This is a genomic window from Actinomyces radicidentis, assembly GCF_001553565.1.
GTDB classification, from domain to species: Bacteria; Actinomycetota; Actinomycetes; order Actinomycetales; family Actinomycetaceae; genus Actinomyces; species Actinomyces radicidentis.
The window spans coordinates 2,746,921-2,771,530 of record NZ_CP014228.1; the positions used below are offsets into that span (position 1 = coordinate 2,746,921).

General features: G+C 72.2%; 21 protein-coding genes. 10 read left to right on the plus strand and 11 right to left on the minus strand.

The window, feature by feature from the left end; genetic code table 11:
- Window positions 1-192 precede the first annotated feature (192 nt).
- Window positions 193-2,325, plus strand: a complete 2,133-nt coding sequence (locus AXF14_RS11620; protein WP_067943396.1) for a glucose PTS transporter subunit IIA — start codon at window positions 193-195, stop codon at window positions 2,323-2,325.
- Window positions 2,326-2,441: 116 nt separating this feature from the next.
- On the opposite strand, the gene AXF14_RS11625 is transcribed toward AXF14_RS11620, so the two are convergent.
- The 6 genes from AXF14_RS11625 to AXF14_RS11650 form a co-directional block, all read right to left on the minus strand.
- On the minus strand, window positions 2,442-3,326 hold the full coding sequence (locus tag AXF14_RS11625; RefSeq protein WP_067943398.1) for a TrmH family RNA methyltransferase: 885 nt from the start codon (window positions 3,324-3,326) through the stop codon (window positions 2,442-2,444).
- Entirely contained in the window at window positions 3,323-5,311 is a 1,989-nt protein-coding gene (locus tag AXF14_RS11630) for an ABC transporter ATP-binding protein (RefSeq protein WP_067943400.1), read from the minus strand. The genes AXF14_RS11625 and AXF14_RS11630 overlap by 4 nt, the downstream gene beginning before the upstream one ends.
- A complete protein-coding gene (locus AXF14_RS11635; RefSeq protein WP_067943402.1) occupies window positions 5,308-7,068 on the minus strand; it encodes an ABC transporter ATP-binding protein in 1,761 nt (586 codons plus the stop codon). The genes AXF14_RS11630 and AXF14_RS11635 overlap by 4 nt, the downstream gene beginning before the upstream one ends.
- A gap of 171 nt (window positions 7,069-7,239) precedes the next feature.
- Window positions 7,240-8,418, minus strand: a complete 1,179-nt coding sequence (locus tag AXF14_RS11640) for an SPFH domain-containing protein (protein WP_084355546.1) — start codon at window positions 8,416-8,418, stop codon at window positions 7,240-7,242.
- 46 nt (window positions 8,419-8,464) lie between these two features.
- Window positions 8,465-8,911: an NfeD family protein gene (locus tag AXF14_RS11645; protein ID WP_067943404.1), complete on the minus strand. Its 447-nt coding sequence runs from the start codon at window positions 8,909-8,911 to the stop codon at window positions 8,465-8,467.
- Window positions 8,912-8,975: 64 nt separating this feature from the next.
- Complete coding sequence (locus tag AXF14_RS11650) at window positions 8,976-9,788, minus strand: ABC transporter ATP-binding protein (protein ID WP_067943406.1); 813 nt, start codon at window positions 9,786-9,788, stop codon at window positions 8,976-8,978.
- A gap of 169 nt (window positions 9,789-9,957) precedes the next feature.
- Between AXF14_RS11650 and AXF14_RS11655 the strand changes: the two genes are divergently transcribed.
- The gene (locus tag AXF14_RS11655) at window positions 9,958-10,695 is read left to right on the plus strand and encodes a hypothetical protein (RefSeq protein ID WP_067943407.1); all 738 of its coding nucleotides are present in this window, start codon (window positions 9,958-9,960) and stop codon (window positions 10,693-10,695) included.
- Between the two features lie 88 nt (window positions 10,696-10,783).
- On the opposite strand, the gene glgA is transcribed toward AXF14_RS11655, so the two are convergent.
- Complete coding sequence (gene glgA, locus AXF14_RS11660) at window positions 10,784-12,016, minus strand: glycogen synthase (RefSeq protein ID WP_067943409.1); 1,233 nt, start codon at window positions 12,014-12,016, stop codon at window positions 10,784-10,786.
- Window positions 12,017-12,348: 332 nt separating this feature from the next.
- Between glgA and glgC the strand changes: the two genes are divergently transcribed.
- Both glgC and serB read left to right on the plus strand, forming a co-directional pair.
- Complete coding sequence (gene glgC / locus AXF14_RS11665) at window positions 12,349-13,593, plus strand: glucose-1-phosphate adenylyltransferase (protein ID WP_067943411.1); 1,245 nt, start codon at window positions 12,349-12,351, stop codon at window positions 13,591-13,593.
- Window positions 13,594-13,678: 85 nt separating this feature from the next.
- Complete coding sequence (gene serB / locus AXF14_RS11670) at window positions 13,679-14,419, plus strand: phosphoserine phosphatase SerB (protein WP_084355547.1); 741 nt, start codon at window positions 13,679-13,681, stop codon at window positions 14,417-14,419.
- A 119-nt stretch (window positions 14,420-14,538) separates the two neighbouring features.
- Here serB and AXF14_RS11675 read toward each other — a convergent pair whose 3' ends face one another.
- Window positions 14,539-15,054 carry a SixA phosphatase family protein gene (locus AXF14_RS11675; protein WP_067943413.1) on the minus strand — a complete coding sequence of 172 codons (516 nt, stop codon included), beginning with the start codon at window positions 15,052-15,054 and terminating at the stop codon, window positions 14,539-14,541.
- A gap of 63 nt (window positions 15,055-15,117) precedes the next feature.
- Window positions 15,118-15,891 carry an SDR family oxidoreductase gene (locus tag AXF14_RS11680; RefSeq protein WP_084355713.1) on the minus strand — a complete coding sequence of 258 codons (774 nt, stop codon included), beginning with the start codon at window positions 15,889-15,891 and terminating at the stop codon, window positions 15,118-15,120.
- 165 nt (window positions 15,892-16,056) lie between these two features.
- Between AXF14_RS11680 and dusB the strand changes: the two genes are divergently transcribed.
- Window positions 16,057-17,310: a tRNA dihydrouridine synthase DusB gene (gene dusB, locus AXF14_RS11685; RefSeq protein ID WP_067944406.1), complete on the plus strand. Its 1,254-nt coding sequence runs from the start codon at window positions 16,057-16,059 to the stop codon at window positions 17,308-17,310.
- Window positions 17,311-17,382: 72 nt separating this feature from the next.
- Window positions 17,383-17,988: a hypothetical protein gene (locus AXF14_RS14015; RefSeq protein ID WP_067943415.1), complete on the plus strand. Its 606-nt coding sequence runs from the start codon at window positions 17,383-17,385 to the stop codon at window positions 17,986-17,988.
- On the opposite strand, the gene AXF14_RS11695 is transcribed toward AXF14_RS14015, so the two are convergent.
- Both AXF14_RS11695 and AXF14_RS11700 read right to left on the minus strand, forming a co-directional pair.
- Entirely contained in the window at window positions 17,939-19,186 is a 1,248-nt protein-coding gene (locus AXF14_RS11695) for a YibE/F family protein (RefSeq protein WP_236755634.1), read from the minus strand. The genes AXF14_RS14015 and AXF14_RS11695 overlap by 50 nt on opposite strands.
- 239 nt (window positions 19,187-19,425) lie before the next feature.
- Complete coding sequence (locus tag AXF14_RS11700) at window positions 19,426-20,820, minus strand: glycine--tRNA ligase (RefSeq protein WP_067943419.1); 1,395 nt, start codon at window positions 20,818-20,820, stop codon at window positions 19,426-19,428.
- Window positions 20,821-20,987: 167 nt separating this feature from the next.
- Between AXF14_RS11700 and AXF14_RS11705 the strand changes: the two genes are divergently transcribed.
- The 4 genes from AXF14_RS11705 to AXF14_RS11720 all read left to right on the plus strand — a co-directional run bounded on the left by AXF14_RS11705 (window position 20,988) and on the right by AXF14_RS11720 (window position 24,432).
- Window positions 20,988-22,016 carry a metal ABC transporter substrate-binding protein gene (locus AXF14_RS11705; protein WP_067943421.1) on the plus strand — a complete coding sequence of 343 codons (1,029 nt, stop codon included), beginning with the start codon at window positions 20,988-20,990 and terminating at the stop codon, window positions 22,014-22,016.
- 135 nt (window positions 22,017-22,151) lie between these two features.
- The gene (locus AXF14_RS11710; RefSeq protein ID WP_067943424.1) at window positions 22,152-23,075 is read left to right on the plus strand and encodes a metal ABC transporter ATP-binding protein; all 924 of its coding nucleotides are present in this window, start codon (window positions 22,152-22,154) and stop codon (window positions 23,073-23,075) included.
- Window positions 23,072-23,974 carry a metal ABC transporter permease gene (locus AXF14_RS11715; RefSeq protein ID WP_067943426.1) on the plus strand — a complete coding sequence of 301 codons (903 nt, stop codon included), beginning with the start codon at window positions 23,072-23,074 and terminating at the stop codon, window positions 23,972-23,974. The genes AXF14_RS11710 and AXF14_RS11715 overlap by 4 nt, the downstream gene beginning before the upstream one ends.
- Window positions 23,971-24,432, plus strand: coding sequence for a Fur family transcriptional regulator (locus AXF14_RS11720; protein ID WP_067943428.1), 462 nt, complete (start codon window positions 23,971-23,973; stop codon window positions 24,430-24,432). Before AXF14_RS11715 ends, AXF14_RS11720 begins: the two co-directional genes overlap by 4 nt.
- Window positions 24,433-24,610 lie beyond the last annotated feature (178 nt).

The following is a 24,610-nucleotide window of genomic DNA, read 5'->3' on the forward strand; positions in this document are numbered from 1 at the left end:
CGGTGACGCCGTCCGGCCCCGTGGACCCGCACGGTCCCCGCGGGAATGGCGGAGGTCACAGCGTGTACGAGCGCCGCGGGGACCTGCGGCGTTACGCTCGGCCACAGCCCGTGCGAGGGCATCCCCACACCCGCACCGACACCGCGGTCGTCCCCGAACCCGTGGTGCCCGCTGCACAGAAAGGCCATTGGAGTGGCAACACAGACCTCAGCACCTGAGGCGATCATCGAGGCCGTCGGAGGCCCCGAGAACATCGCCCACCTCACCCACTGCGCGACGCGCCTGCGCTTCCAGCTCAACGACGCGTCCGTCGTCGACACCCCCACCGTCGAGAAGATCCCCGGCGTCATGGGCGCGGTCCCCCAGTCCGGCGACCGCTACCAGGTCATCATCGGCGGCACCGTCCAGTCGATGTACGAGAAGATCATGGCCCTGCCCGAGATGCAGGACCTCGGCCAGGGCGGCGGCGCCAAGCGCCAGTCCGACGCCGACGTCAAGGCCGCGGCCCGCGCCGGCGGCGTCCGCGGGAAGTTCTCCTGGGTGGACAACTTCTTCGAGTTCCTCTCGGACTCCTTCCGCCCGATCATCGGCGCGCTCCTCGGCGCCTCGATCTTCATCACCTTCATGGCTCTCATGGGCACCCTGGGCGTCATCGGCAACTGGGCCGACTCCCGCGTCACCCTCGAGCCGACCTGGGCCTACCTCAACCTGACCTGGCGCTCGGTCTTCTACTTCCTGCCGCTCATGGTGGCCTACAACGCCTCCAGGAAGCTTGGCGCGGACCCATGGGTCGGCTTCGCCGTCATGGCGATGACGATGCTGCCCGGCTTCGCGGCCCTCGGCACCCTCGACCAGGCCACGAGCCTCACCTTCATGGGCTCCGAGATCACCACCATCAAGCTCTTCGGCGGCATCCCGCTGACGATCTTCGACTACGGCTCGCAGGTGTTCCCGCCGCTGCTCATGGCCGCCGTCCTCGGCCCGCTCACCAAGTGGCTCAAGCGGATCATCCCCGAGGGCGTCCAGCTCATCTTCGTGCCCTTCTTCGCGATGCTCGTCATGTTCCCGCTCACGAGCTTCATCCTCGGCCCGATCGGCGTCTACGTCGGCGCCTGGCTCGCCCACCTGCTCAACGCCATCAACAGCGTCTCGCCCTTCATCTTCTGCATCATCATCCCGCTGGCGTACCCCTTCATGGTGCCGCTGGGCCTCCACTGGCCCATCAACGCGATCATGCTGCTCAACATTCAGGAGTACGGCAAGGACTTCATCCAGGGTCCCATGGGCTGCTGGAACTTCGCGGCCTTCGGCGCCACTGCCGGCGTGCTCGTCCTCGCCGTCCGCAACAAGGAGACGGACATGCGTCAGACGGCGACCGGCGCGCTCTTCGCGGGCCTCGTCGGCGGCATCTCCGAGCCGAGCCTCTACGGCATCCACCTGCGCTACAAGCGCATCTACCCGCGCATGCTCGTCGGCTGCGTCGTCGGCGGCCTCATCCAGGGCATCTTCGGGGGCGTCACCACGAGCGCCTTCGTCTTCACCTCGCTCCTGACGATCCCGGCGTTCTCGAACATCCCGCTCTACGCGATCTCCGTCCTGGCCTCCTTCTTCACCGCCATGGTGCTCGTCATCATCTCCGACTACCGCACCCCCGAGGACCGCGCCGAGCAGCGCGAGATCGCCGCTCAGAACGCCGCCGACGAGGCCCGTGAGGCCGAGCTCGCCGGCGTGTCCGCCACGAGCGCCTCCGAGCACCAGCTCGCCGCCGGCTCCACCGCGGTCTCTGCGGCCGCCCCCGCCGCCGGTGCCGGCACCGGCGCCGTCGAGTCCGCCGCGCCCGCCGGCAAGCCGGCGCTCGAGCCGGGCACCGTCACCGACGTCGCCTCCCCGCTCACCGGCGTCGTCATGCCGCTCGACCAGGTCGACGACCCGGTCTTCGCCTCCGGCGCGGTCGGCCAGGGCGCCGGTCTCAACCCGGTCGGCGACGTCGTCGTCACCGCCCCGGCGGCCGGCACCGTCGTCGTGGCCCCCGCCTCGGGCCACGCCTACGGCATCACGCTGGACTCCGGCGTCGAGATCCTCATCCACGTCGGCATCGACACGGTCAACCTCGAGGGCAAGGGCTTCGACGTCAAGGTCAAGCAGGGCGACCGCGTCGAGGCGGGCCAGGAGCTCGTCCGCGTCGACCGCTCCGTCGTCGAGGAGGCCGGCTACCAGCTGACCACCCCGGTGCTCATCACCAACACCGCGAAGTTCGCCTCCGTCGAGGTCGTCGCCGAGGGCGAGGTCGCCCCGGGCGCCCCGCTCATTCGCGTCACCGCCTGACGGACGCTCCGCACAACGGCTGAGGGCCGGTTCCCCGCTCGGGGAGCCGGCCCTCAGCCGTTGTCGTGCTCACGGCTCCGTTCGACGCACGGCGGACGGACCGTGAGGGTGATCGCTCAGTCCCGGGCGCGCAGCTCCCAGTAGGCGACGGCGGCCGCCGCGGCCACGTTGAGGGAGTCCACTCCCCCGGCCATCGGGATGCGGACGACGGCGTCGGCGGCCGTGATCGTCCGGCGGGCCAGGCCGTCGCCCTCCGTGCCCAGGACGATCGCGACGCGTGAGTCGGGCCCGGAGCAGGCCGGGGAGGCGGAGAACTCGTCGAGGCTCACCGAGCCGTCGGAGAGCGTCATGGCGGCCACCGTGAAGCCGGCCTCGTGGAGCTCGTCGAGGGCGGGCCACCGCTCGATCCGGGTCCACGGGACCTGGAAGACGGTCCCCATGGAGACGCGCACGCTGCGGCGGTAGAGCGGGTCCGCGCACCGCGGGGTGACGAGGACGGCGTCGATGCCGAGCGCGGCGGCGGAGCGGAAGGCCGCGCCGACGTTCGTGTGGTCGACGAGGTCCTCGAGCACGGCGACGCGCCGGGCCCCCAGCCCGCCGCGGGCGGAGGCGAGGAGCTCGCCGACGCCCGGCAGGACGGGGCGGTTCATCGCGGCCAGCGCCCCGCGGTGGAGGTGGAAGCCGGTGATGGTCTCGAGAACCTCCTCCGGGGCGATGATGACGGGGACGCCACCGCCGTCCTCGCGGCCGTCCGTGCCGTTCGCGGCGGCGATGACGGGCCGGAGCTCGTCGTACCAGCGCTCAGCCATGAGCAGGGAGCGGGGCGCGTGACCGGCCTGGACGGCGCGGACGATGACCTTGGAGGACTCGGCCATGTAGAGCCCGCGCTCGGTCTCGAGGCGGCGGCGCAGGGCGACGTCGGTGAGGCTCGTGTAGTCGGCAAGGAGTGCCCGGACGGCGGCGTCGTCCAGGCCCTCGAGGCTCTTGATGCAAAGGATCACTTGCGGTGCCTCGGCTTGTACCCGACGTCGTTGAGCAGCGGGTCGCGCTCCTCGGCGGGCTCCTCCTCGCCCTGGGGACCGACGAACTGGCTCTGGTAGAGCTCGTAGTAGGCGCCGCCGGCGGCGATGAGCTCGTCGTGGCTGCCCTGCTCGACGATGTCGCCGTGCTGCATGACGAGGATGACGTCCGCGTCGCGGATCGTGGACAGGCGGTGGGCGATCACGAAGGCCGTGCGGCCCTCGCGCAGCTCGACCATCGCCTTCTGCACGAGCAGCTCGGTGCGGGTGTCGACCGAGCTCGTCGCCTCGTCGAGGACGAGGATCTGCCGGTCGGCGAGGAAGGCCCGCGCGATGGTGATGAGCTGCTTCTCACCGGCGGAGACGCCCGAGCCGGAGTCGTCGATGACGGTGTCGTAGCCCTTGGGCAGGGCGGAGACGATGTGGTCGACGCTGGCGGCGCGGGCGGCCGCCACGACCTGCTCCTGGGTGGCGCCGGCGGAACCGAAGGCGATGTTCTCGCCGATCGTGCCCTCGAAGAGCCAGGTGTCCTGGAGGACCATGCCGATCTGCTCGCGCAGGGCGTCGCGGGTGAGGTCCTTCGTGTCGACGCCGTCGAGGGTGATGGCGCCCGCCTGCGGGTCGTAGAAGCGCAGGAGGAGGTTGACGAGCGTCGTCTTGCCGGCGCCCGTGGGCCCGACGATCGCGACGGTCTGGCCGGGCTCGACGGTAAGGTTGAGGTCGGTGATGAGCTCGGTGTCGGGGCTGTAGGAGAAGCGGACGTGGTCGAAGACGACCCGGCCGCGGACGGGCTCGGCGAGCGCCTGCGGGGCGGTCGTGTCCCTCTCCTCGGGGGCGTCGAGGATCTCGAAGACGCGCTCGGCGGAGGCGGCGCCGGACTGGAGCAGGTTCGCCATGGAGGCGAGCTGCGTGATCGGCTGGCCGAACTGCTGGGAGTACTGCAGGAAGGCCTGGACGTCGCCGAGGGTCATGGTGCCGTTGGCGACGCGCACGCCGCCGATGACCGCGACGATGACGAAGTTGAGGTTGGACACCAGGCGCATGACCGGCTGGATGGTGCCGGAGATCCACTGCGCCTTGTAGGAGCCCTCGTACAGGCGCGTGTTGTCCTTGTCGAACATGCGGCTGAACTCGGCCTCGGAGCTGAACAGCGCGACGGCCTCGTGGCCGGTGAAGGCCTCCTCGACGATGCCCGAGACGTCGCCCGTCGCGTCCCACTGCTCCGTGAAGTGCGGCTGGGCGCGCTTGGCGATGAGGACGGTGAGGAGCCCGGCGAGCGGGATCGTGCACAGGGCGACGAGGGAGAGCTGCAGGGAGATCGTCAGCATCATGACGACGACGCCGACGATCGTGAGGATCGCGCTGAAGGCCTGCGACATCGTCTGCTGCAGGGTCTGACTGATGTTGTCGACGTCGTTGGTGAGGCGGGAGAGCGTGTCGCCGCGGCTGCCGTGGTCCAGGTAGGACAGCGGGACGCGGTTGACCTTCTCCTCGACGTCGGCGCGCAGCGTGCGGGCGGTGCGCTGGACGACGCCGGCGAGGATCCGGCCCTGGATCCACAGGAAGACCGCGGAGAGGGCGTAGACGGCGAGGGTCGCCAGCAGGATCCTCGCCAGCCTGTCGAAGTCCATGCCCTGGCCGGAGACGACGTCGTACTGGGTCACCATGTCCGCGTACTTGGTCTGGCCGGCGGCGCGCAGGGCCTGGGCGAGCTGCTCACCGCTCATCCCGGCGGGGACGCCGTTCGCGGCGAGGAGCTTGCCCATGACCCCGCCGAAGATGACGTTGGTCGCGCGGGCGAGGATCTTCGGGCCGATGACGTTGAGGACCACGGAGACCGTGGTGAGCAGCAGCGCGAGGGAGATGAGGCCGCGCTCGGGGCGCAGTGTCCCGATGAGCCGGCGCATGGTGGGGCCGAAGTTCTTGGCCTTCTGGTTGGGGGCCTTGGGCCCGGGTCCGCGGCTCATGCGGCCTCCTCGGCGCTGATCTGGGACAGGACGATCTCCGAGTAGGTCGGACAGGTGTCCATGAGCTCCTCGTGGGTGCCGACGCCGACGACATGGCCCTCGTCGAGGACGACGATGCGGTCGGCGGTGCGGATGGACGCGACGCGCTGGGCGACGACGACGACGGTCGCCCCGCCGGTCGCGCGCGGCAGGCCGGCGCGCAGACGCGCGTCGGTCGCGTAGTCCAGCGCGGAGAAGGAGTCGTCGAAGACGTAGACGCCGGCCTCTCGCACGAGGGCCCGGGCGATGGCGAGGCGCTGGCGCTGGCCGCCGGAGAAGTTGACGCCGCCCTGCTCGACCTCGTGGTCGAGGCCGTCGTCGAGCTGCTGGACGAAGTCGGAGGCCTGGGCGGCGTCGAGCGCGGCCCAGAGCTCTGCGTCCGTCGCGCCGCTCTTGCCGTGCTGAAGGGTTGAGCGGATGGTCCCCGAGAACAGGTAGGCCTTCTGGGGGACGGTGGCGACGGACGCTCGCAGCTCGACGGGGTCGAGCTCGCGCACGTCGACGCCGTCGACCGTGACCGCGCCCTCGGAGACGTCGAGGAGACGCGGGATGAGGTTGATGAGGGTCGTCTTGCCTGAGCCGGTGGAGCCGATGAAGGCCGTCGTGCGGCCGGCCTCGACGATGAGGTCGACGTCGGACAGGACGGGGGCGTCCGCGCCCGGGTAGCGGAAGGAGACGTGGTCCAGGCGGACCTCGCGGCCGCGTCCGGTGCCCGCGGCCAGGCCGGAGGCGGCGGGGAGGTGCTCTGGCGACGCCGGCGCGGTGATGGAGGGCTCGACGGCGAGGACGTCCTGGAACCGCTCGGCGGCGACCTGGGCGCGGGGCAGCATCGTCACGAGCACGACGGCGATCATGACCGAGAAGAGGATCTGCATGATGTAGTTGAGGAAGGCCGTGAGGTCGCCGACCTGCATGCCGCCGGAGTCGATGCGGTGGCCGCCGAACCACATGACGCCGACGCTCGCGAGGTTCATGATGATCGTGACGCCCGGGAAGAGGACGGCGAAGAGGTAGCCGATGCGCAGGGACGTGCCGGTGAGCTCGTCGTTGGCGACGCGGAAGACCTCGTCGCGCTGGTCCTGGCGGACGAAGGCCCGGATGACGCGCACGCCCTGGATCTGCTCGCGCATGACGAGGTTGACGCGGTCGATGCGCGACTGCATCACCTTGAAGTGGGGCAGGAGCCTGCTCATGATGAGGCCGAGGACGAGCAGCAGCAGCGGGATGAGGACGAGCAGGAGGCCCGAGAGCGGGACGTCGACGCGCAGTGCCATGACGGTGCCGCCGACCAGCATGATCGGGGCCATGAGCATCATGGCGCAGATCATGAAGACGACCATCTGGATCTGCTGGATGTCGTTGGTGGAGCGCGTGATGAGCGAGGGGGCGCCGAAGCGCGAGACCTCCTCGAGGTTGAAGCGCTGCACGTGGTTGAAGATGTCCCGGCGCATCTCTCGTCCGAGCGCCATGGAGGCCTTCGCGGCGAGGTAGGTGCCGAGGACGGCGACGACGCCCTGGACGGCGGTGAGCGCGAGCATCTCGCCGCCCAGGTGCCAGATCTTGTCCGTGTCACCGGGGATGACGCCGTCGTTGATGATGTCGGCGTTGAGGGTCGGCAGCGACAGGGCCGCGGTCGTCTCGATGATCTTGAGGACGAAGACCGCGAGCAGAGAGCCCCAGTAGGGGCTCAGATAGTGACGCAGGGTCTTGGATAGCACGCGGGGAAGGTTATGCCCGCTCCGCCTCCGGTGTCTGCACCGGGTGCACGATTCGTGACCGTTTGCGGTGGAAGTCACCGGCCCCGCCCGAGCATGCTCGGGCGGGGCCGGTGGAGGGAGTGGATGCGGCCGGTGAGCGCGGTGCCCGCCGGTGCTCGCACGGCGTGCCCGTCAGCCCTGCTGACCTCCGTCGGCGAGGCGCGTCGGCGGGATCGACGGCGGTGCCGAGGGCTCCTGCGCCTGCGAGCCGCCGCGGCCGCCGCGGGCGGTCGCGGACTCGTCGGAGGCCTCGCGGGTGGCCGACTCGGCCTCGCCGCGGGCCTGGGCCAGGGCCTCCTCGGGGGTCTGAAGGTTCGTCGCCGCGAGGTCGGAGGCGATGTCGAGACCGGAGTCCATGCCGGACAGGTCGACGCCGACGCTCTCCCCGTCGTCGCCGCGGAAGGCGCCCGAGCCGGACGCGCCGGAGCCGTCCTTGCCGCCGAGCGCACCGGCGATGCCGTCGAGGGCCGCGGTGAACTCGGTGGGGACGATCCACATCTTCGAGCTGTTGCCGTTGGCGATCTTGGGCAGGGTCTGGAGGTACTGGTAGGCGAGGAGCTTCGGGTCGGCGTTGCCGCGGTGGATGGCGTCGAAGACCTGGAGGATGGCGCGGGACTCGCCCTGAGCCTTGAGGATCGCGGACTGCGCCTGGCCCTCGGCGCGGAGGATGGCGGACTGCTTGTCGCCCTCGGCGGTGAGGATCTGGGACTGCTTGACGCCCTCGGCGGTGAGGATGGCGGCGCGGCGGTCGCGCTCGGCGCGCATCTGCTGCTCCATGGCGCCCTGGATGGAGGCGGGCGGGTCGATGGACTTGAGCTCGACGTTGCTCACGCGGATGCCCCAGCGGCCCGTGGCCTGGTCGAGGACGCCGCGGAGCTGGCCGTTGATCTGGTCACGGCTCGTGAGCGTCTGCTCGAGGTCCATGGATCCGATGACGTTGCGCAGCGTCGTGACGGTGAGCTGCTCGATGGCCTGGAGGTAGTTGGCGATCTCGTAGGTGGCGCGCTTGGGGTCGGTCACCTGGTAGTAGATGACGGAGTCGATGGAGACGACGAGGTTGTCGGAGGTGATGACGGGCTGCGGCGGGAAGGAGACGACCTGCTCGCGCAGGTCCACGGTGGTGCGGACCCTGTCGATGAAGGGGACGAGGAGGTGGAGGCCGGCACCGAACTCCGCCTGGAACTTGCCCAGGCGCTCCACGATGATCGCGTTGGACTGCGGCACGATCCGGATCGCCTTGGCGATGGTGACGACGACGAAGAGCGCGATGAGGAGGAGGACGACGAGGGAGACGGTCGAGGCTGATGCCATGGCCGGTGCCTTTCTTGGGTGATCGGGTGCGGAGGTCGGGGTGCGGTCAGGCCGGCTCGACGACGGCGACGGCGCCGTCGATGCTGACGACGCGCACGCGGGCGCCCGGCTGGAGCCGTGCGGGGGCGCCGTAGCCGCCGGGCGACTCGGCGAGTCGGGCGCTCCACTCCTCGCCGCCGAGGCGGACGCGGCCGCCGTGGGCGTCGAGGGCGGTGAGGGCCGTGGCCTCACGGCCGATCTGGGCGTCGACGTTGGTGCGCATGTTCGGCGCGCTCGCCGCCCACCGACCCTTGATCCAGGGCCGGACCGTGCCGAGGAGCAGCGTGGAGACGACGGCGAAGACGACGACCTGCGCCCAGAAGGGGGCGCCGAGCGCGGCGGCGGCGGAGCCGCCGAGGGCGCCGCCGGCGAACATGATGAAGGTGAGGTCGGCCGTCAGGGTCTCGATGACGCCGAGGACGAGAGCCGCCCCCAGCCACCAGAGCCATGCCATGCGGGTGTCCTCCTGGTCGTCGGTCGGGTGGGGTCGGTCGTGCGGGCGCCGGGGTCCGGGCCGCTCAGGCGGCGTGCCCGCTGCCGGTGAGGGCGCCGCGGCCGCGCGCGGCGTAGCGCCCGCGGTCCTTGGTGATCTCGAGCGGGATCCCGAAGGTCTCGGACATCGTAGCGTCCGTGAGGACGTCGTCGAGGGCGCCCTCGCCGACGACCCGGCCGTCGCGCAGGGCGAGGGCGTGGGTGAAGCCGACGGGGATCTCCTCGAGGTGGTGGGTGACGAGCAGCATCGAGGGCGAGCCCGGCGCCGAGATGATCTCGGTGAGGGCGGCGAGGAGCTGCTCGCGGCCGGCGACGTCGAGGCCGGAGGCGGGCTCGTCGAAGATGAGGAGCTCCGGGTCGGGCATGAGGGCGCGGGCGATCTCGACGCGCTTGCGCTCGCCGGAGGAGAGGTTGGCCCAGGTGCGCTCGGCGATCGAGCCGGCGCCGAGGGCGTCGAGGAGAGCGTGGGCGCGCTCGACGTCGAAGTCGTCGTACTGCTCCGTCCACACGCCGATGCGGCCGTAGGAGGCGGACAGGACGACGCTCATGGCGGTCTCGCCGCCGAGGACGTTCTGGGCGAGCGCCGACGAGGTCAGGCCGATGCGCGGGTGGAGCTCGGAGATGTCGACCCGGCCCATGCGCTCGTCGAGGACGTCGACGGTGCCCTTGGAGGGGAAGAGGCGGGCGGAGGCGATCCGGGAGATGGTCGTCTTGCCGGCGCCGTTGGGGCCGAGGAGGACCCAGTGCTGCCCCTCCTCCACGGTCCACGTGACGTGGTCGAGGATCTGGGTGTCGCCCCGGTGCAGGGAGACGTCGTCGAGGTGCAGCACAGTCGTCATGGGGCCACCTTAACGGCCGAGGGTGACCTGAGTCCCAGGCACGCGCCGGGGAGCGCTCCCCGGTCGGGTCCGGCCGCGCGGGGCGGTCCGCGCCCCGGACCGGGCGCCCGGGCCACGGGGCGGCCGGCGGGGGCCGGCCCGGTCGCCCCGCCCGCTAGAGTCCACGCCCGTGGATCCTCTCGAGCTGCCCGTCTCCGTCGTGCTCGCGCTGTGGGCGCCGCTGCCCTCCTCGCGCGGTCCCGCCCTCGTCCAGGGCCCCGACGGCGCGCACGAGGTCCGCGACGGGGCCATGGGCGGCGCGGTCCCGCTCGAGGAGTGGCTGCCGGCGCTGGGGCCGCTCATGCGCTGCGCGGCGGTCCTGCCGAGCGCCGCGGACCCGCTGCCGGGGCTCGCCCTGGCCCTCGACGCCGGCGAGGGAGTCCTGCTGGAGAGCGGGGGCGACGCCGGAGCACACGGAAGCGGGGTCCCGCGCCGGGTGCTGCTCGTGCCCGAGGACTCGGGCACCTCGGTCCTGTGGCTGGCGCACGACCTGCGGGCCACTCCCCCGCCCTTCGACGCCTCCCAGGCGCGCCGCGACGTGCACCGCGCGACAGAGGAGGCGATCGAGTCGCTCGTCGCGCTCGACCTGGCCCGCGAGCGCCCGGAGCTCGCGGACACGCTCACCGACCTCGTGACCGCCGTCCTGGACCCGGGGCTCGTCCCGCCCTCGCTGGACGGTCGACGTCGCGAGCTGCTGGAGCGCTCCCTGCGGCTGGAGGCGATCTGCGACCTGGCGCTGGAGGACGACGGCGCCGCGGCGACCGCGCTCCAGGCCCGTCGTCGCGCCGAGGTGCTGCGCCCGCTGCTCGCCGTGGCTCGCCGGGGCGTGGCCGCCGCGACGGAGACCTGGGCGGTGACGGGGCGCTGAGGCGCGCCCGCCGTCGGGGATCGACGCGGAGGGGCCCCGCACCGGTCGTCCGGTGCGGGGCCCCTCAGTGCTGCTCAGCGCAGGGCTCTCAGCGCGGGTTGGCGAGCGCCCACTCGTAGACCTCCATGGTCCGCTCGGCGATCGCGGTCCAGGCGAAGTGCTCCTCGACGCGCTTGCGCGAGGCGACGCCCATCCGGGCGGCGGCCTCCTCGTCGGTGACGAGGCGCGTGAGGGCCCCCGCGAGGTCGGTGACGAAGCGCTCGGGCTCGATCGGCGTCCCCGTGCCGTCCTGCAGCTGCTCGATGGGGACGAGGAGCCCGGTCTCGCCGTCGACGATGACGTCGGGGATGCCGCCGGTGGCGGAGCCGACGACGGGCAGGCCCATGGCCATGGCCTCGAGGTTGACGATGCCGAGGGGCTCGTAGACCGAGGGGCACACGAAGACGTCGGAGGCGGCCAGGACGGCCTGGAGCTCGCGGTGCGGGAGCATCTTCTCGATGAGGATGACGCCGGTGCGCTGGGCCTGGAGGTCGGAGACGAGGCCGTCGACCTCGGCCTTGATCTCCGGGGTGTCCGGGGCTCCGGCGCAGAGGACGACCTGGACCTGCTCGGGGAGCTGCGCGATCGCGCGCAGGAGGTAGGGCAGTCCCTTCTGACGGGTGATGCGGCCGACGAAGACGACGGTCGGTCGGTCGCGGTCGATGCCGTAGCGGGCGACGACCTCCTCCGCGAGCGCCTCCCACTCGGGGTCGGTGGGACGGGCCCAGGCGTCGAGGTCGATGCCGTTGTGGACGACCTTGACGCGCTCGGGGTCGACGTCGGGGTAGGAGCGCAGGATGTCCTCGCGCATGCCGTGGGAGACGGCGATGACGGCGGAGGCGCCCTCGTAGGCCTGCTTCTCAGCCCAGGAGGACAGGGCGTAGCCGCCGCCGAGCTGCTCGGCCTTCCAGGGGCGCATGGGCTCCAGGGAGTGCGCCGAGACGACGTGCGGGATGCCGTGGAGCAGCCCGGCGAGATGGCCGGCGAGGTTGGCGTACCAGGTGTGGGAGTGGACGATGTCCGCACCGGCGACGTCGGGGACCATCTCGAGGTCGACGCCGAAGGTCTTGAGGGCGCCGTTGGCGCCGTCGAGCTCGGGGAGGTCGGCGTAGCCGGTGACGCCGGGGTCGGCGCCCTCGGTTCCGGGCTCGCGGGGGCCGCCGAAGGCGTGGACGCGCACGTCGGCGAGGGGGCGGAGGACCTTGGCGAGCTCGTTGACGTGGACTCCGGCGCCTCCGTAGATGTAGGGCGGGTACTCCTTGGTCAGCAGGTCGACCCTCATGGTCGTCTCCTCGCTCGTGCGCGTGCACGCTCGGTGGCTGGTGGTCTGGTGGTCCGCGGACGGCGGCGGGCGGGACCGCGCCGGTGGCGTCGTCGGACCGGTGGGGCGGGCCGCGTCGGACTCGGCTCCTCCCACCGCAGACGGTATCGGGATCAGGGCCTGGCCGCTGCGCTTTCCGGTCCCGTGAGGGCTTCGTGCGCGGGAACGGCGGAGGGTGTGCGGACGGCAGGACCCGCACTCGGAACGGGCCCTCGGAACGGGCACGGTCGCCTCGTCCCGTTGGGCCCCCGGAAGTGGCCCCGGAAGTGGCCCCGGCCACGTATGGTGCTCACATGGCTTCCCCCCGTGTACTCGCAATCGTCCTCGCCGGTGGCGAGGGCAAGCGCCTCATGCCCCTGACGGTCGACCGCGCCAAGCCCGCCGTGCCCTTCGGCGGCATCTACCGCCTCATCGACTTCTCCCTGTCGAACATGATCAACAGCGGCTTCCTCAAGGTCGTCGTGCTGACCCAGTACAAGTCGCACTCGCTGGACCGCCACATCTCCAAGACATGGCGCATGAGCGACATGCTCGGCAACTACATCGCCCCCGTGCCCGCCCAGCAGCGCGTCGGCAAGCACTGGTTCCTCGGGAGCGCGGACGCGATCTACCAGTCCCTCAACCTGCTCGACGACGAGCGGCCGGACTACGTGGTCATCACGGGCGCGGACAACATCTACCGCATGGACTTCTCCCAGATGCTCGACCACCACATCGCCTCGGGCCTCCCGTGCACGGTGGCGGGCATCCGCCAGCCCCGCTCGCTCGCGGACCAGTTCGGCGTCATCGAGACGGACCCGGAGGACCGCGGTCGCATCAAGGCCTTCGTGGAGAAGCCCAAGGAGACGCCGGGTCTGCCCGACTCCCCCGAGGAGATCCTCGCCTCGATGGGCAACTACATCATGAACGCCGACGCCCTCCTCGAGGCGGTCACGGTGGACGCGGCGGACGAGTCCTCCAAGCACGACATGGGCGGCAACATCGTCCCGTGGTTCGTCAACCAGGGCGCGGCGGGGGTCTACGACTTCAAGGACAACGACGTCCCGGGCGCCACGGAGCGCGACCGCGACTACTGGCGCGACGTGGGTACCGTCGACGCCTTCTACGACGCCCACCAGGACCTCATCAGCGTCACGCCGGTGTTCAACCTGTACAACGACCGCTGGCCGCTGTACGCGGGCTACACCAACGCGATGCCGCCGGCGAAGTTCGTCTACGGCCACCACGAGCGCCTGGGCCACGCGGTCGACTCGATCGTCTCGCCGGGCGTCATCGTCTCCGGCGGTGAGGTCATCTCCTCGGTGCTGAGCCCGATGGTGCGCGTCAACTCCTGGTCCTCCGTGCGAGAGTCCGTCCTCATGGACGGGGTCAACGTCGGGAGGAACACGGTCGTCAACCGGGCGATCCTCGACAAGTACGTCGTCGTCGAGGAGGACGCCATGGTCGGCATCGACCACGAGCACGACCGGGAGCGCGGATTCACTGTCACGGAGTCCGGCATCGTCGTCGTCGCCAAGGGGCAGACGGTCACGCGCTGACCGCCTCGACGGCCGACACCCTCGACGGCGCCCCGGGACTGAGACGTCCCGGGGCGCCGTCGTGCGTCCTGGCTAGCATCGCGCCATGACCGACGAGCCGCGTCCCAGCACCTCCGCCCCGACCGCCGACGGCTCCGCCGTCGACGGGGCCGCGCAGCCCCGCGTCACGGGGGCCCTGACCTCGGGACCGCTCGTCGAGGAGGGGCCCGGCCTGCTCGTCATGGACGTGGACTCGACCCTCATCGAGCAGGAGGTCATCGAGCTCATCGCCGAGCGCGCCGGCACGCGCGAGCAGGTCGCCGCGGTCACCGCCCGGGCGATGCGCGGTGAGCTCGACTTCGCCCAGTCCCTGCGCGAGCGGGTCGCCACCCTGGCCGGCGTCCCGGAGACGGTCTTCGCGGAGGTCCTCGCCGAGGTGCGCCCGACGACGGGGGCGAGCGGGCTCATCGATGCCCTCCACGTGCGCGGGTGCAGGGTCGGCGTCGTCTCCGGCGGCTTCACCGAGGTCGTCGGCCCGCTCGTCGAGCGACTCGGCATCGACCACTACGCCGCCAACGAGCTGGAGGTCGCCGACGGCGTCCTCACCGGCCGGGTGCTCGGCAGGATCGTGGACCGCGAGGAGAAGGTCCGCTGCCTGGAGGCCTGGGCGGCCGCCGACGGCGTGTCGATGGAGCGCACGGTCGCCGTGGGCGACGGCGCGAACGACCTCGGGATGATCGGGCGCGCGGGCCTCGGCGTGGCCTTCTGCGCGAAGCCCGTCGTGGTGGAGCAGGCTCCCGCCTCGGTGCGCGTGCGGGACCTGCGCGCGGTGCTCGAGCTCTTCTGAGGGCGGCTCCGGGCTCGGCGGGGTCGCGCCGCCGCGCCCGGCCTGGAGCCGGGACTCGCTGAGTGAGCAGGATCCGTGGGCGGAGGGGTCACCGCGCCGTCCGGCGACGCCTCGGACCGTCAGCGCGTGGCGGTGAGGACGTACGTGAGGTGAGCGGTGCGCGGTCCCAGGGCGTCCCAGGCGACCGGGACGCTCAGCACGAGCGCCGTCGCGGTGGGGACGCCGAAGGAGACCTGGCTGGCGAGGTCGTCGTCGGCGTCGTGGAGCGTGTGGGCGAGGATCGAGACGGTCGGCTCGTGGCCGACGACGACGACCGTGCTCACGGACTCGTCGAGCTCGGCGAGGAGACCCTGGATGCCGTTCGGGCCCTCGTGGTAGATCTCCGGCTCGACGCGCACCTCGTCCGGGTCGAGGTGGGAGCGCATCGGGCGCGCCGTCTGGCGGGCCCGCTCGGCGGGCGAGACGAGCAGCAGGCCCGTGCTGGGCAGGCGGGAGGCGAGCTCGCGGGCGAGCTCCTCGGCCATGCCGCGCCCCTTGGAGGTCAGCGGGCGCTCGAGGTCGGTCGGGGCGTCATGGGCCGCCTTGGAGTGCCTCACGAGGACGAGGGTCTTCGTCTCAGGCGTCTGGGTCGTCACACGGCAACCCTACGTCACCGCGCTGTTCACCCGGCGGGACGCGGGGTACGGGTCCCGCGCGGCTCAGCGCCCCATGCCGAGGCCGCCGTCGACGCCGAGCACGGCACCGGTCACGTAGGAGGAGCCGGGCGAGGCCAGGAACAGGATGGGCGCGACGACCTCCTCGAGGGTCGCCGTGCGCCCCAGCGGGATCGCCGCGAGGTACTCCTCGCGGGCGGAGGTGCTCAGGGAGTCCGTCAGGGCCGTGTCGACGAAGCCCGGGGCGACGGCGTTGACGGTGATCCCCCGTGGCGCCACCTCGCGCGCAAGGGATCGTGCGAGTCCCTCGACGCCTCCCTTGGAGGCGCCGTAGGCGGCGAGACCGGCCCCGCCGCGGGCCGCCATGACCGAGGACACGAGCACGACGCGCCCGCTCCGGGCCCGCATCATGCCGGGCAGGACGGCTCGGGCCGCGTTCATCGAGCCGGTGAGGTTGGTGGCGAGGACGCGGTCCCAGTCGGCCGGGCGGGTGCGGGCGGCGAGGGCGTCCAGCGACGTGCCGGCCGCGGCGACGAGGACCTCGACGTCCCCGTGCGCCTCGGCGACGCGCCGGACCGCCTCGTCGACGGCACCCGGGTCCGTGACGTCGACGGCTAGGGCCAGGACTCCATCGGGAGCCGTGCCCGAGCGCGACAGGCCGGCGACGCGGTCCCCCTGGGCGGCCAGGGCGGCGGCGACGCCGGCGCCGATGCCGCGCGAGGCGCCGGTGACGAGGACGGAGCGGGCACGCCGGGAGCCGGCGCCGGACGCGCCGGGCCGCTCCGCGCCGTGGGCGGGCGAGGGGGTCGAGCTGGGCATGGCGGCAGGGTACGTGGCGCACGCCTCGCCCGGCTGCGCGCGGCCCTGTGCCAGAGTGTCGGGGTGACGAGCCAGCCCCTCTCCCCCGCGTCAGACGCCCGGACCGCCATCCGGGAGACCGCCACGGCACCCGCGCAGGAGCCCGGCCCGGGACTCGTCGAGGGGCTGCGCCCCCTGCGGATCGGCCCGATCGAGGTCGCCACGCCGGTCGAGCTCGCGCCGATGGCCGGAGTCACGAACGCCTCCTTCCGCCGCCTGTGCCGCCAGATGGGCGAGGCCGCCCTCCCCGAGGCGCTGCGCCCCGTCGCCCAGGGCGCCCTTCCGACACCCGACGGCGGCCTGTCGGCCCCGGCGGGAACGTGGGTGACCGAGATGGTGACGACCCGGGCCCTGGTGGAGCGCAACGAGAAGACGATGGGCATGGTCCGCTCCGACCCGGCCGAGCGCGTCCGCTCCATCCAGCTCTACGGCGTCGACCCCGTCATCGCGGGCACGGCGGTGCGGATCCTCGTCGAGGAGGACCTCGCCGACCACGTCGACCTCAACTTCGGCTGCCCCGTCCCCAAGGTGACGCGCAAGGGCGGCGGCTCCGCGCTGCCGTGGAAGAAGGACCTCATGGCGGGGATCCTGCGCGAGACGGTGCGCGCCGCCGAGGAGGGCGCGCGCCGCGCCCACCGCGACCGCGAGGTCCCGGTGACGATCAAGATGCGCATCGGCATCGACGAGGAGCACGAGACCTACCTCGATGCCGCCCGCATGGCGAAGGACGCCGGTATCGCCGCCCTCGCCCTCCACGGGCGCACCACCCGCCAGCACTACTCGGGCCAGGCCCGGTGGGAGACGATCGAGCGGCACAAGGACGCCACCGACCTGCCGGTGCTCGGCAACGGAGACATCTGGACCGGCGACGACGCGCTACGGATGGTGCGCGAGACAGGTTGCGACGGTGTCGTCATCGGGCGCGGCTGCCAGGGGCGCCCGTGGCTCTTCGCCGACATCGTGCACGCCTTCCACGGCTCCGCCGAGCGCACCCGCCCCGACCTCGACGCCGTCATCGCCGTCATCAAGGAGCACGGGCGCCTCCTGGCCGGCGAGCTCGGCGAGCAGCGCGGAGTACGAGACCTGCGCAAGCACGTCGGTTGGTACCTCAAGGGCTACCCGGTCGGCGGAGCGGCACGCGGATCCCTCATGAAGGTCTCCAGCCTCGCCGAGCTCGACGCCGCGCTCGCCGCCATGCGCGAGCGCCTTCCCGAGGAGGTCCCCTACCCGGGTGAGACCGTCGAGGGTCCGCGCGGCCGCGCCGGCACCCCGAAGCGCCCGCACCTGCCCGACGGCTGGCTCGACTCGGAGACGCTCACCGAGGAGCAGAAGCTCCTCCTGCTGAGCGAGGACGCGGAGTCCGACGTCTCCGGGGGCTGATCGCGCGGAAACCCTGTGAGCCGGCCGTGAGGGGCCTACGCTGACGGGGTCCCTCCCCTGATCGGAGTCGTCATGCACCGCTCCCCCGCCCTGCTCGCCGCACCGACGGCCCTCCTGCTGCTCCTCGGCGCCTGCTCCCAGTCCGCCCCCGACGCCACGGGGACGGCCCCGGGAGCCTCGGCGAGCGCCTCCGTGGTCGCCACCGCGCCCGCCGCAGCAAGCGCCGCGTCCGCCACCCCCGTGAGCACCGCGACGACCGTCCCGACGAGCACGGGCGCGACCGCCTCGTCCACCGGCGCCGGGACCGCTTCAGCGCCCGGCGCGACGCTCAGCGAGGCGCCCGTCGGCTCCTGCTGGTCCGACGTCACCGCCGAGGACTCGAGCCGCGCCCAGCAGGTCGACTGCTCCGAGCCCCACACGCTCCAGGTCATCGCCTCCAAGGACGTCCTCGCCGTCGGCGAGTTCGACGCGGACGAGCTGAGCCGCGGCCTCACGGAGGCCTGCTACACAGCCGCCTCCGCCTACGCCGCGACGGAGGACCAGGGCTTCCTGCTCGGCGTGCCCACGCAGGAGCAGTGGGACTTCGCGGCCGCCAACGGCGCCACGGTCACCGAGACATGCGGGATCGTCACCGGCTCGCCGACGACGGGGACGCTCCCGCCCGCGACGCCGCGCTGACGAGGAGGACCGCGATCGCCGTCGTCGCCGGCACCGCGAGGACGAGGCCGATCGAGGAGACGAGCGTCCGAACGAGCTCGTCCGCGATCTCGCCGGACAGCAGGGTGTCCGCCACGGGGCGGTCGATGAGCGAGGCCGACAGGATGAGCGGCAGCGCCGTGCCCGCGTAGGCGAAGGCCAGCGTGTACACCGTCGAGGCGATGTGGTCGCGGCCGATCCGCATCCCGCCGGCGAGCAGGCGACGCCGCCCGAGGCCGGGGTTCGCGGCGTGCAGCTCCCACACGGCCGAGGCCTGGGTGATGGTGACGTCGTTGAGGACGCCGAGGCCCGCGATGACCATGCCGCAGGTGAGCAGGGCCCGCAGGTCGAGGCCCTTGACGAGTGAGGAGAGGGTGAGGGCGTCCTCCCCGACTCCCCCGGTGAGGTTCGCGGCGCCCACGCCCCACAGGGCCAGGAGCACGGTGATGACGACGCCGACGAGCGTGCCGAGCAGCGCCGTCGTCGTGCGCACGCTGATACCGTGCGCCGTGTAGACGGCGAGCAGCATCATGGCGCTCGCACCGACGAGCGTCACCCACATCGGCGGGGCGAGGGCGAGGAGCGCCGGCAGGACGAAGCCCACCAGGACGCCGGTGGCGAGCAGCAGCCCGAGCACGGCGCGCAGGCCGCGGCGCCCCGCGACGGCGACGACGAGGACCAGGTAGACCAGGGCGAGCGCAAGGACGGGGACCTGGCGGTCGTAGTCGACGAAGACGTAGGGCGTGCCGGAGGCGAGGGCGTCGGGGGTGTACATGACGCGGAGGCGGTCGCCGACGTCGGCGGCCGGGAGGGACTCGGAGGGCACGTGCACCGGCAGGACGAGACCCTCGCCCTGCCCGGAGGTGATGCGCGCGCAGACGGCGTCCTTGAGGAGCGAGGCGTCGGCGGTCCCGGCGGCGAGGCTCGAGGCCGCGTCCGCGCAGGCGCTCACGTCGAGGCTCGTCACCTCCGCGGTCGCGAGGCTGGTGCCCTCGGCGGCGAAGGGCTGGGAGCCGATGAGCGAGGAGCGGCCGGGCCACAGCACGGCCATCCCGATGAGGGTCGCGAGGACGAGGGGAACGACGATCGCGGTGAGGACCCGCCGTACGCGGCGGGCCTCGCGCTGCGGCAGGTCGAGGGGGCCGGAGTGCGCGTGCTCGTGGGGTGCGGGGGTGCTCACGGCGCACATGGTGCCAGAGCGCGGCCGGGCCGTCGTCGAGCCGAGGACCCTCGGAACCCTCGAGCACCTGAGCGAGGCGGGGCCGAACCAGCCAGCGGGACCAGAAGCGGGCGCAGGACCGAGCCGGACGCATGACGGACCCCGAGCGCGACGGTGCCCCGGCACCGGCCATCCGCGAGATGGCCGGTGCCGGGGCACCGTCGGCGACGTCGGGACCGGTCACAGGTCCCGACGCCGGGTCAGCAGCCGATGAGGCGCTGCGCGAGGTAGGTCTCGACCTCGTCCAGCGGGACGCGGGTCTGAGCCATGGTGTCGCGCTCCCGGATCGTGACGGCGCCGTCCTCGGGGGACTCGAAGTCGTAGGTGATGCAGAACGGCGTGCCGATCTCGTCCTGGCGGCGGTAGCGGCGGCCGACGGCGCCGGCGTCGTCGTAGTCGACGTTCCAGGCCTTGCGCAGGCGGGCGGCCAGCTCCTTGGCGGGGCCGGTGAGCTCCTCCTTGCGTGAGAGCGGCAGGACGGCGGCCTTGACGGGGGCCAGGCGCGGGTCGAGCTTGAGCACGACGCGGGTGTCGACGCCACCCTTGGTGTTGGGCGCCTCGTCCTCGGTGTAGGCCTCCACGAGGAAGGCCATGAGGGAGCGGGTCAGGCCCGCGGAGGGCTCGATGACGTAGGGCGTCCAGCGCTCGTTCTTCTGCTGGTCGAAGTAGGACAGGTCCTTGCCGGAGTGCTCGGCGTGGGTCGACAGGTCGAAGTCGGTGCGGTTGGCGATGCCCTCGAGCTCGCCCCACTCGGAGCCCTGGAAGCCGAAGCGGTACTCCAGGTCGACCGTGCGCTTGGAGTAGTGGGAGAGCTTCTCCTTGGGGTGCTCGTACTGGCGCAGGTTCTCCTCGGAGATGCCCAGGTCGGTGTACCAGGCCTGGCGGTAGTCGATCCAGTACTGGTGCCACTCCTCGTCCGTGCCGGGCTCGACGAAGAACTCGAGCTCCATCTGCTCGAACTCGCGGGTGCGGAAGATGAAGTTGCCGGGGGTGATCTCGTTGCGGAAGGACTTGCCGACCTGGCCGATGCCGAAGGGCGGCTTCTTGCGCGCGACGCTCATGACGTTGGCGAAGTTGACGAAGATGCCCTGGGCGGTCTCAGGGCGCAGGTAGTGCAGGCCGGACTCGTCGTCGACCGGGCCGAGGTAGGTCTTGAGCAGGCCGGAGAAGGGCTTGGGCTGGGTGAACTGGCCCCGGGTGCCGCAGTTGGGGCAGACGAGCTGGTCGAGGGTGACGTCGTCGGGGTTCTCGACGCCGTGCTTGGCGGCGTAGGCCTCCTGGAGCTCGTCCTCGCGGAGGCGCTTGTGGCAGGAGGTGCACTCGATGAGCGGGTCGGTGAAGGCCTTGAGGTGGCCGGAGGCGGCCCAGACCTCGGGCGGGAGGATGACGGAGGAGTCCAGGCCGACGACGTCCTCGCGGCCGCGGACCATGTACTGCCACCACTGGCGCTTGATGTTCTCCTTGAGCTCGACGCCGAGCGGACCGTAGTCCCAGGCGGAGCGGGTACCGCCGTAGATCTCCCCGCAGGGGAAGACGAAGCCGCGCCGCTTGGCGAGGTTGATGACGCGGTCGAGCGTGGAGGCGTTCTGTGCCACGGAGGGTCTCCTGGTGTGAGTCGTGATCCGCACCTGGATGGTGGGAACGAGTGGCGTCAGTCTATTCGGGAGGGTGCGACCTCCTCGGGGCGGGTCCTGCGCCGCGGACGTCGGTCTCGCCACATCCGCCCTTCCTCGTGTTGACGAGAATCATCCTCACGTAAAGAATGGTTCTCATGAACATCCCCTCGTCCTCGCGTCGCGCTCTCGCCGGCGCCGCCGCGCTCTCACTCGCGCTGGGGCTCTCCGCCTGCTCCGCGCTCTCCTCCGACTCCGACAGCGCCGCCAAGGCCACCACCTCGTCCGGCGCCCTCAAGGTCTCCGCCTCCTTCTACCCCGTCCAGTACCTCGTCCAGGCCGTCGGCGGCGACCACGTCTCGGTCACCTCCGTGACCCCGACCAACGTCGAGCCCCACGACTTCGAGCTCTCCCCCAAGGACGTCACCGCCCTGAGCGAGACCTCCCTCATCGCCTACGTCTCCGGCTTCCAGCCCTCCCTCGACGACGCCGTCTCCCATGTCTCCGGCCCCACCGTGCTCGACCTCGCGAGCGACGTCGCCCTCGAGCACCACGACGGCGTCGAGGAGGAGCACGAGGAGGAGGCGACCGCCGAGGCCTCCACCACGGCCTCCACCGCCGAGGCCAGCACCTCCTTCACCGACGCCCACAACTCCGAGGCCGACGAGTCCGACCCTCACTTCTGGCTCGACCCCGTCCGCATGAAGGACGCCGCCGTCGCCGTCGAGGCCGCCCTCGCCAAGGCCGACCCGACCCACGCGAGCGACTACGAGGCCAACCTCAAGACCCTCGAGGGCACCCTGGGCGACCTCGACGCCTCCTACAAGGACGGCCTCGCCCAGTGCGAGCGCAAGGACGTCGTCACCTCCCACGCCGCCTTCGGCTACCTCACGGAGCGCTACGGCCTCACCCAGACCTCCATCTCCGGCGTCGACCCCGAGTCCGAGCCGAGCCCGGCCGACCTCGCCGCCGTGAAGAAGGTCGTCCAGTCCACCGGCACGACGACGATCTTCACCGAGGAGCTCGTCTCCCCCAAGACCGCCGAGGCCGTCGCCAGCGAGACCGGCGCCAAGACCGCCGTCCTCTCGCCCATCGAGTCCGCCCCCGAGGAGGGCGACTACGCGAGCGCCATGACGAGCAACCTCGACGAGCTGCGCACCGCGCTCGACTGCAAGTGAGACCGGCGGGCCGGGGCGCACCGTCCCGGCCCTCGCGGCGGACCTCCGCCACCGACCGGCCGGCGCCGTGGGATGATCACCCGCGGCACAGCGATCCTCGGGCGCCAGCGCCCCGGAAGGACACGGAGCACCTCCATGACAACCACCTCCCCCGCCGCCGCGGGTGAGCCGACGACGCCGTCCGGTGACCACCGGGCGGCGTCGTCCGCGCGTCCCGTCAGCGTCGACGACGTCAGCGTCGTCCTCGGATCGAGCCTCATCCTCCACGGCGTCGACCTCGAGGTCGACGCAGGCGAGTCCGTCGCGCTCCTCGGCGCGAACGGCTCGGGCAAGTCGACCCTCGTCAAGACCGTCCTCGGGCTCATCGAGCCCGCGGCCGGGACCGCGCGCCTCTTCGGGCAGCCGACGACGCAGCGACGCAGAGTCCCCTGGCGCAGGATCGGCTACGTCCCCCAGCGCGTCGGCGCCGGCTCCGGCGTGCCCGCGACGGCCCTCGAAGTGGTCCGCTCCGGGCTGCTGAGCCCCGGACGCCCCTTCGCCGACCGCGGCCGCGGGGCCCGGGACCGCGCCATGGCCGCTCTCGACGCCGTCGGCCTCGCCGACCGCGCCGACGACCACGTCCAGGTCTTCTCCGGGGGCCAGTCCCAGCGCGTCCTCATCGCCCGCGCCCTCGTGCGCGACCCCGAGCTCCTCGTCCTCGACGAGCCCCTGGCCGGCATCGACCGCGCCAGCCGCGAGGCCCTCGCCGCCATCCTCACAGAGCTGCGCGGGCGGGGCCTCACGCTGCTGACGGTCCTGCACGAGATGGGCGAGTTGGCCGAGGTCGTCGAGCGGGCCGTCGTCCTCGACGAGGGCCGCGTCGTCTCCGACGGGCCGGTCGCGGACGTCGCCCCCGCCCACCACGACCACTCGCGCCACGACTCCCTCGGGCACGACCACCTCGACGACTGCGAGCACGAGCACCCCCACGGTGACACAGGCCCGGCCGTCCACCACGCGCCCGTCCTGTCCACCTCGCTGCCCGGCCAGGGCGGCAGCGCCCACGGAGGAGCCCGATGACCGCCACCTTCTCCGAGATGCTCGCAAGCCCCCTCATGCAGCGGGCCCTCATCGTCGCCATCCTCGTGGGCCTGTCCGCGCCCGTCGTCGGCACCTACCTGGTCCAGCGCGGCCTCGCCCTGCTCGGCGACGGCATCGGTCACATCGCCCTCACCGGCGTCGCCCTCGGCTGGCTCGCGGGGGCCACCGCCAACGTCACCCCATCGGACGCCTGGGCCGTGCCCGGTGCGATCGTCGCCTCGGTGACCGGCGCCGTCCTCATCGAGGTGATCCGCGCCAGGGGGCGCACCCGAGGCGACGTCGCCCTGGCCATCCTCTTCTACGGCGGCATCGCGGGCGGCGTCATCCTTATCAAGATCGCCGGCGGCACGACGACGAACCTCACGAGCTACCTCTTCGGCTCGATCGCCACCGTCTCCGTCTCCGACGCCTGGTTCACGATCGTCCTGTCCGTCCTCGTGCTCATCATCGGCATCGGCCTGCGCGGCCCGCTGTTCTCCCTGTGCCACGACGAGGAGTTCGCCCGCTCCATCGGGCTGCCCACCGGCGTGCTCAACGTGACGATCGCCGTGGTCGCCGCGCTCACCGTCTCGGTGTCCATGCGGGTCGTCGGGGCCCTTCTCGTCTCCGCCGTCATGATCGTGTCCGTGGCCGTCGCCCAGCTCGTGTCCCACTCCTTCGGGCGCACGATGCGCCTGGCGATGCTCATCGGCGTCGTCACCTGCGTCCTCGGCCTCACGATCACCTACGTCGTCGCCGCCTCCCCGGGCGCCATGATCGTCGTCCTGCTCGTCGGGCTGTACGCTCTCACCGCCGTCATCACGGGCCTGGTGCACCTGGGCGGCCACGCCTCCCGCACCGCCGCAGGACAGCCGGAAGGAGCCGTGACCCGCTCATGACCACGCAGCGAAGCACCGCCGGGAGCGCTTCCCCGCGTCCGCGCGCCACCTGGCAGCGGGCCGCCGTCGCCGACATCCTCGCGCGCACCGAGGAGTTCCGCTCGGCCCAGCAGATCCACGCGGCCCTGGAGGCCGAGGGCACCAAGGTGGGGCTGGCGACCGTCTACCGCAACCTCACGGCGATGGCCGAGTCCGGCGAGGTCGACCAGGTCCGCAGCACGGAGGGCGAGACCCTCTACCGCGAGTGCGAGCGCGCCGAGCACCACCACCACATCGTCTGCCGCCAATGCGGGCACACCGTCGAGGTCGCCGGTGGCGAGCTCGAGTCCTGGATCGGCCGCGTCTCGGCCGAGGCCGGCTTCACGCGCATGGAGCACACGGCCGAGTTCTTCGGGCTGTGCGCCGAGTGCTCCGCCAAGGCTGACGCCGAGGAGGCCGAGGGCGCCACGGGGGCCTGAGCCCCGGACCGGCCGGTGCGTGCCCTCCGCCGTAGCCGCCGTACCCGCCGCCCCTGCACCGGTGCCTGCACCTGCACCTGCACCTGCAAAGGACGACATCCTCGGCAGACTGCGACGCCGTCGGCGCAACAGTTCGCCGAGGATGTCTGCTTCTGCTCCGCACTCAGGGGTGACGAGC

What these genes read in the sequence shown, in the direction of transcription:
- glgC (WP_067943411.1), top strand. Translation starts at nt 12,349, where the DNA reads ATGGCTTCCCCCCGTGTACTCGCAATCGTCCTCGCCGGTGGCGAGGGC.
- AXF14_RS11705 (WP_067943421.1), top strand. Translation starts at nt 20,988, where the DNA reads ATGGTTCTCATGAACATCCCCTCGTCCTCGCGTCGCGCTCTCGCCGGC.
- AXF14_RS11650 (WP_067943406.1), bottom strand. Translation starts at nt 9,788, where the DNA reads ATGACGACTGTGCTGCACCTCGACGACGTCTCCCTGCACCGGGGCGAC.
- AXF14_RS11710 (WP_067943424.1), top strand. Translation starts at nt 22,152, where the DNA reads ATGACAACCACCTCCCCCGCCGCCGCGGGTGAGCCGACGACGCCGTCC.
- AXF14_RS11715 (WP_067943426.1), top strand. Translation starts at nt 23,072, where the DNA reads ATGACCGCCACCTTCTCCGAGATGCTCGCAAGCCCCCTCATGCAGCGG.
- AXF14_RS11640 (WP_084355546.1), bottom strand. Translation starts at nt 8,418, where the DNA reads ATGGCATCAGCCTCGACCGTCTCCCTCGTCGTCCTCCTCCTCATCGCG.
- AXF14_RS11630 (WP_067943400.1), bottom strand. Translation starts at nt 5,311, where the DNA reads ATGAGCCGCGGACCCGGGCCCAAGGCCCCCAACCAGAAGGCCAAGAAC.
- serB (WP_084355547.1), top strand. Translation starts at nt 13,679, where the DNA reads ATGACCGACGAGCCGCGTCCCAGCACCTCCGCCCCGACCGCCGACGGC.
- AXF14_RS11720 (WP_067943428.1), top strand. Translation starts at nt 23,971, where the DNA reads ATGACCACGCAGCGAAGCACCGCCGGGAGCGCTTCCCCGCGTCCGCGC.
- AXF14_RS14015 (WP_067943415.1), top strand. Translation starts at nt 17,383, where the DNA reads ATGCACCGCTCCCCCGCCCTGCTCGCCGCACCGACGGCCCTCCTGCTG.
- glgA (WP_067943409.1), bottom strand. Translation starts at nt 12,016, where the DNA reads ATGAGGGTCGACCTGCTGACCAAGGAGTACCCGCCCTACATCTACGGA.
- AXF14_RS11680 (WP_084355713.1), bottom strand. Translation starts at nt 15,891, where the DNA reads ATGCCCAGCTCGACCCCCTCGCCCGCCCACGGCGCGGAGCGGCCCGGC.
- AXF14_RS11645 (WP_067943404.1), bottom strand. Translation starts at nt 8,911, where the DNA reads ATGGCATGGCTCTGGTGGCTGGGGGCGGCTCTCGTCCTCGGCGTCATC.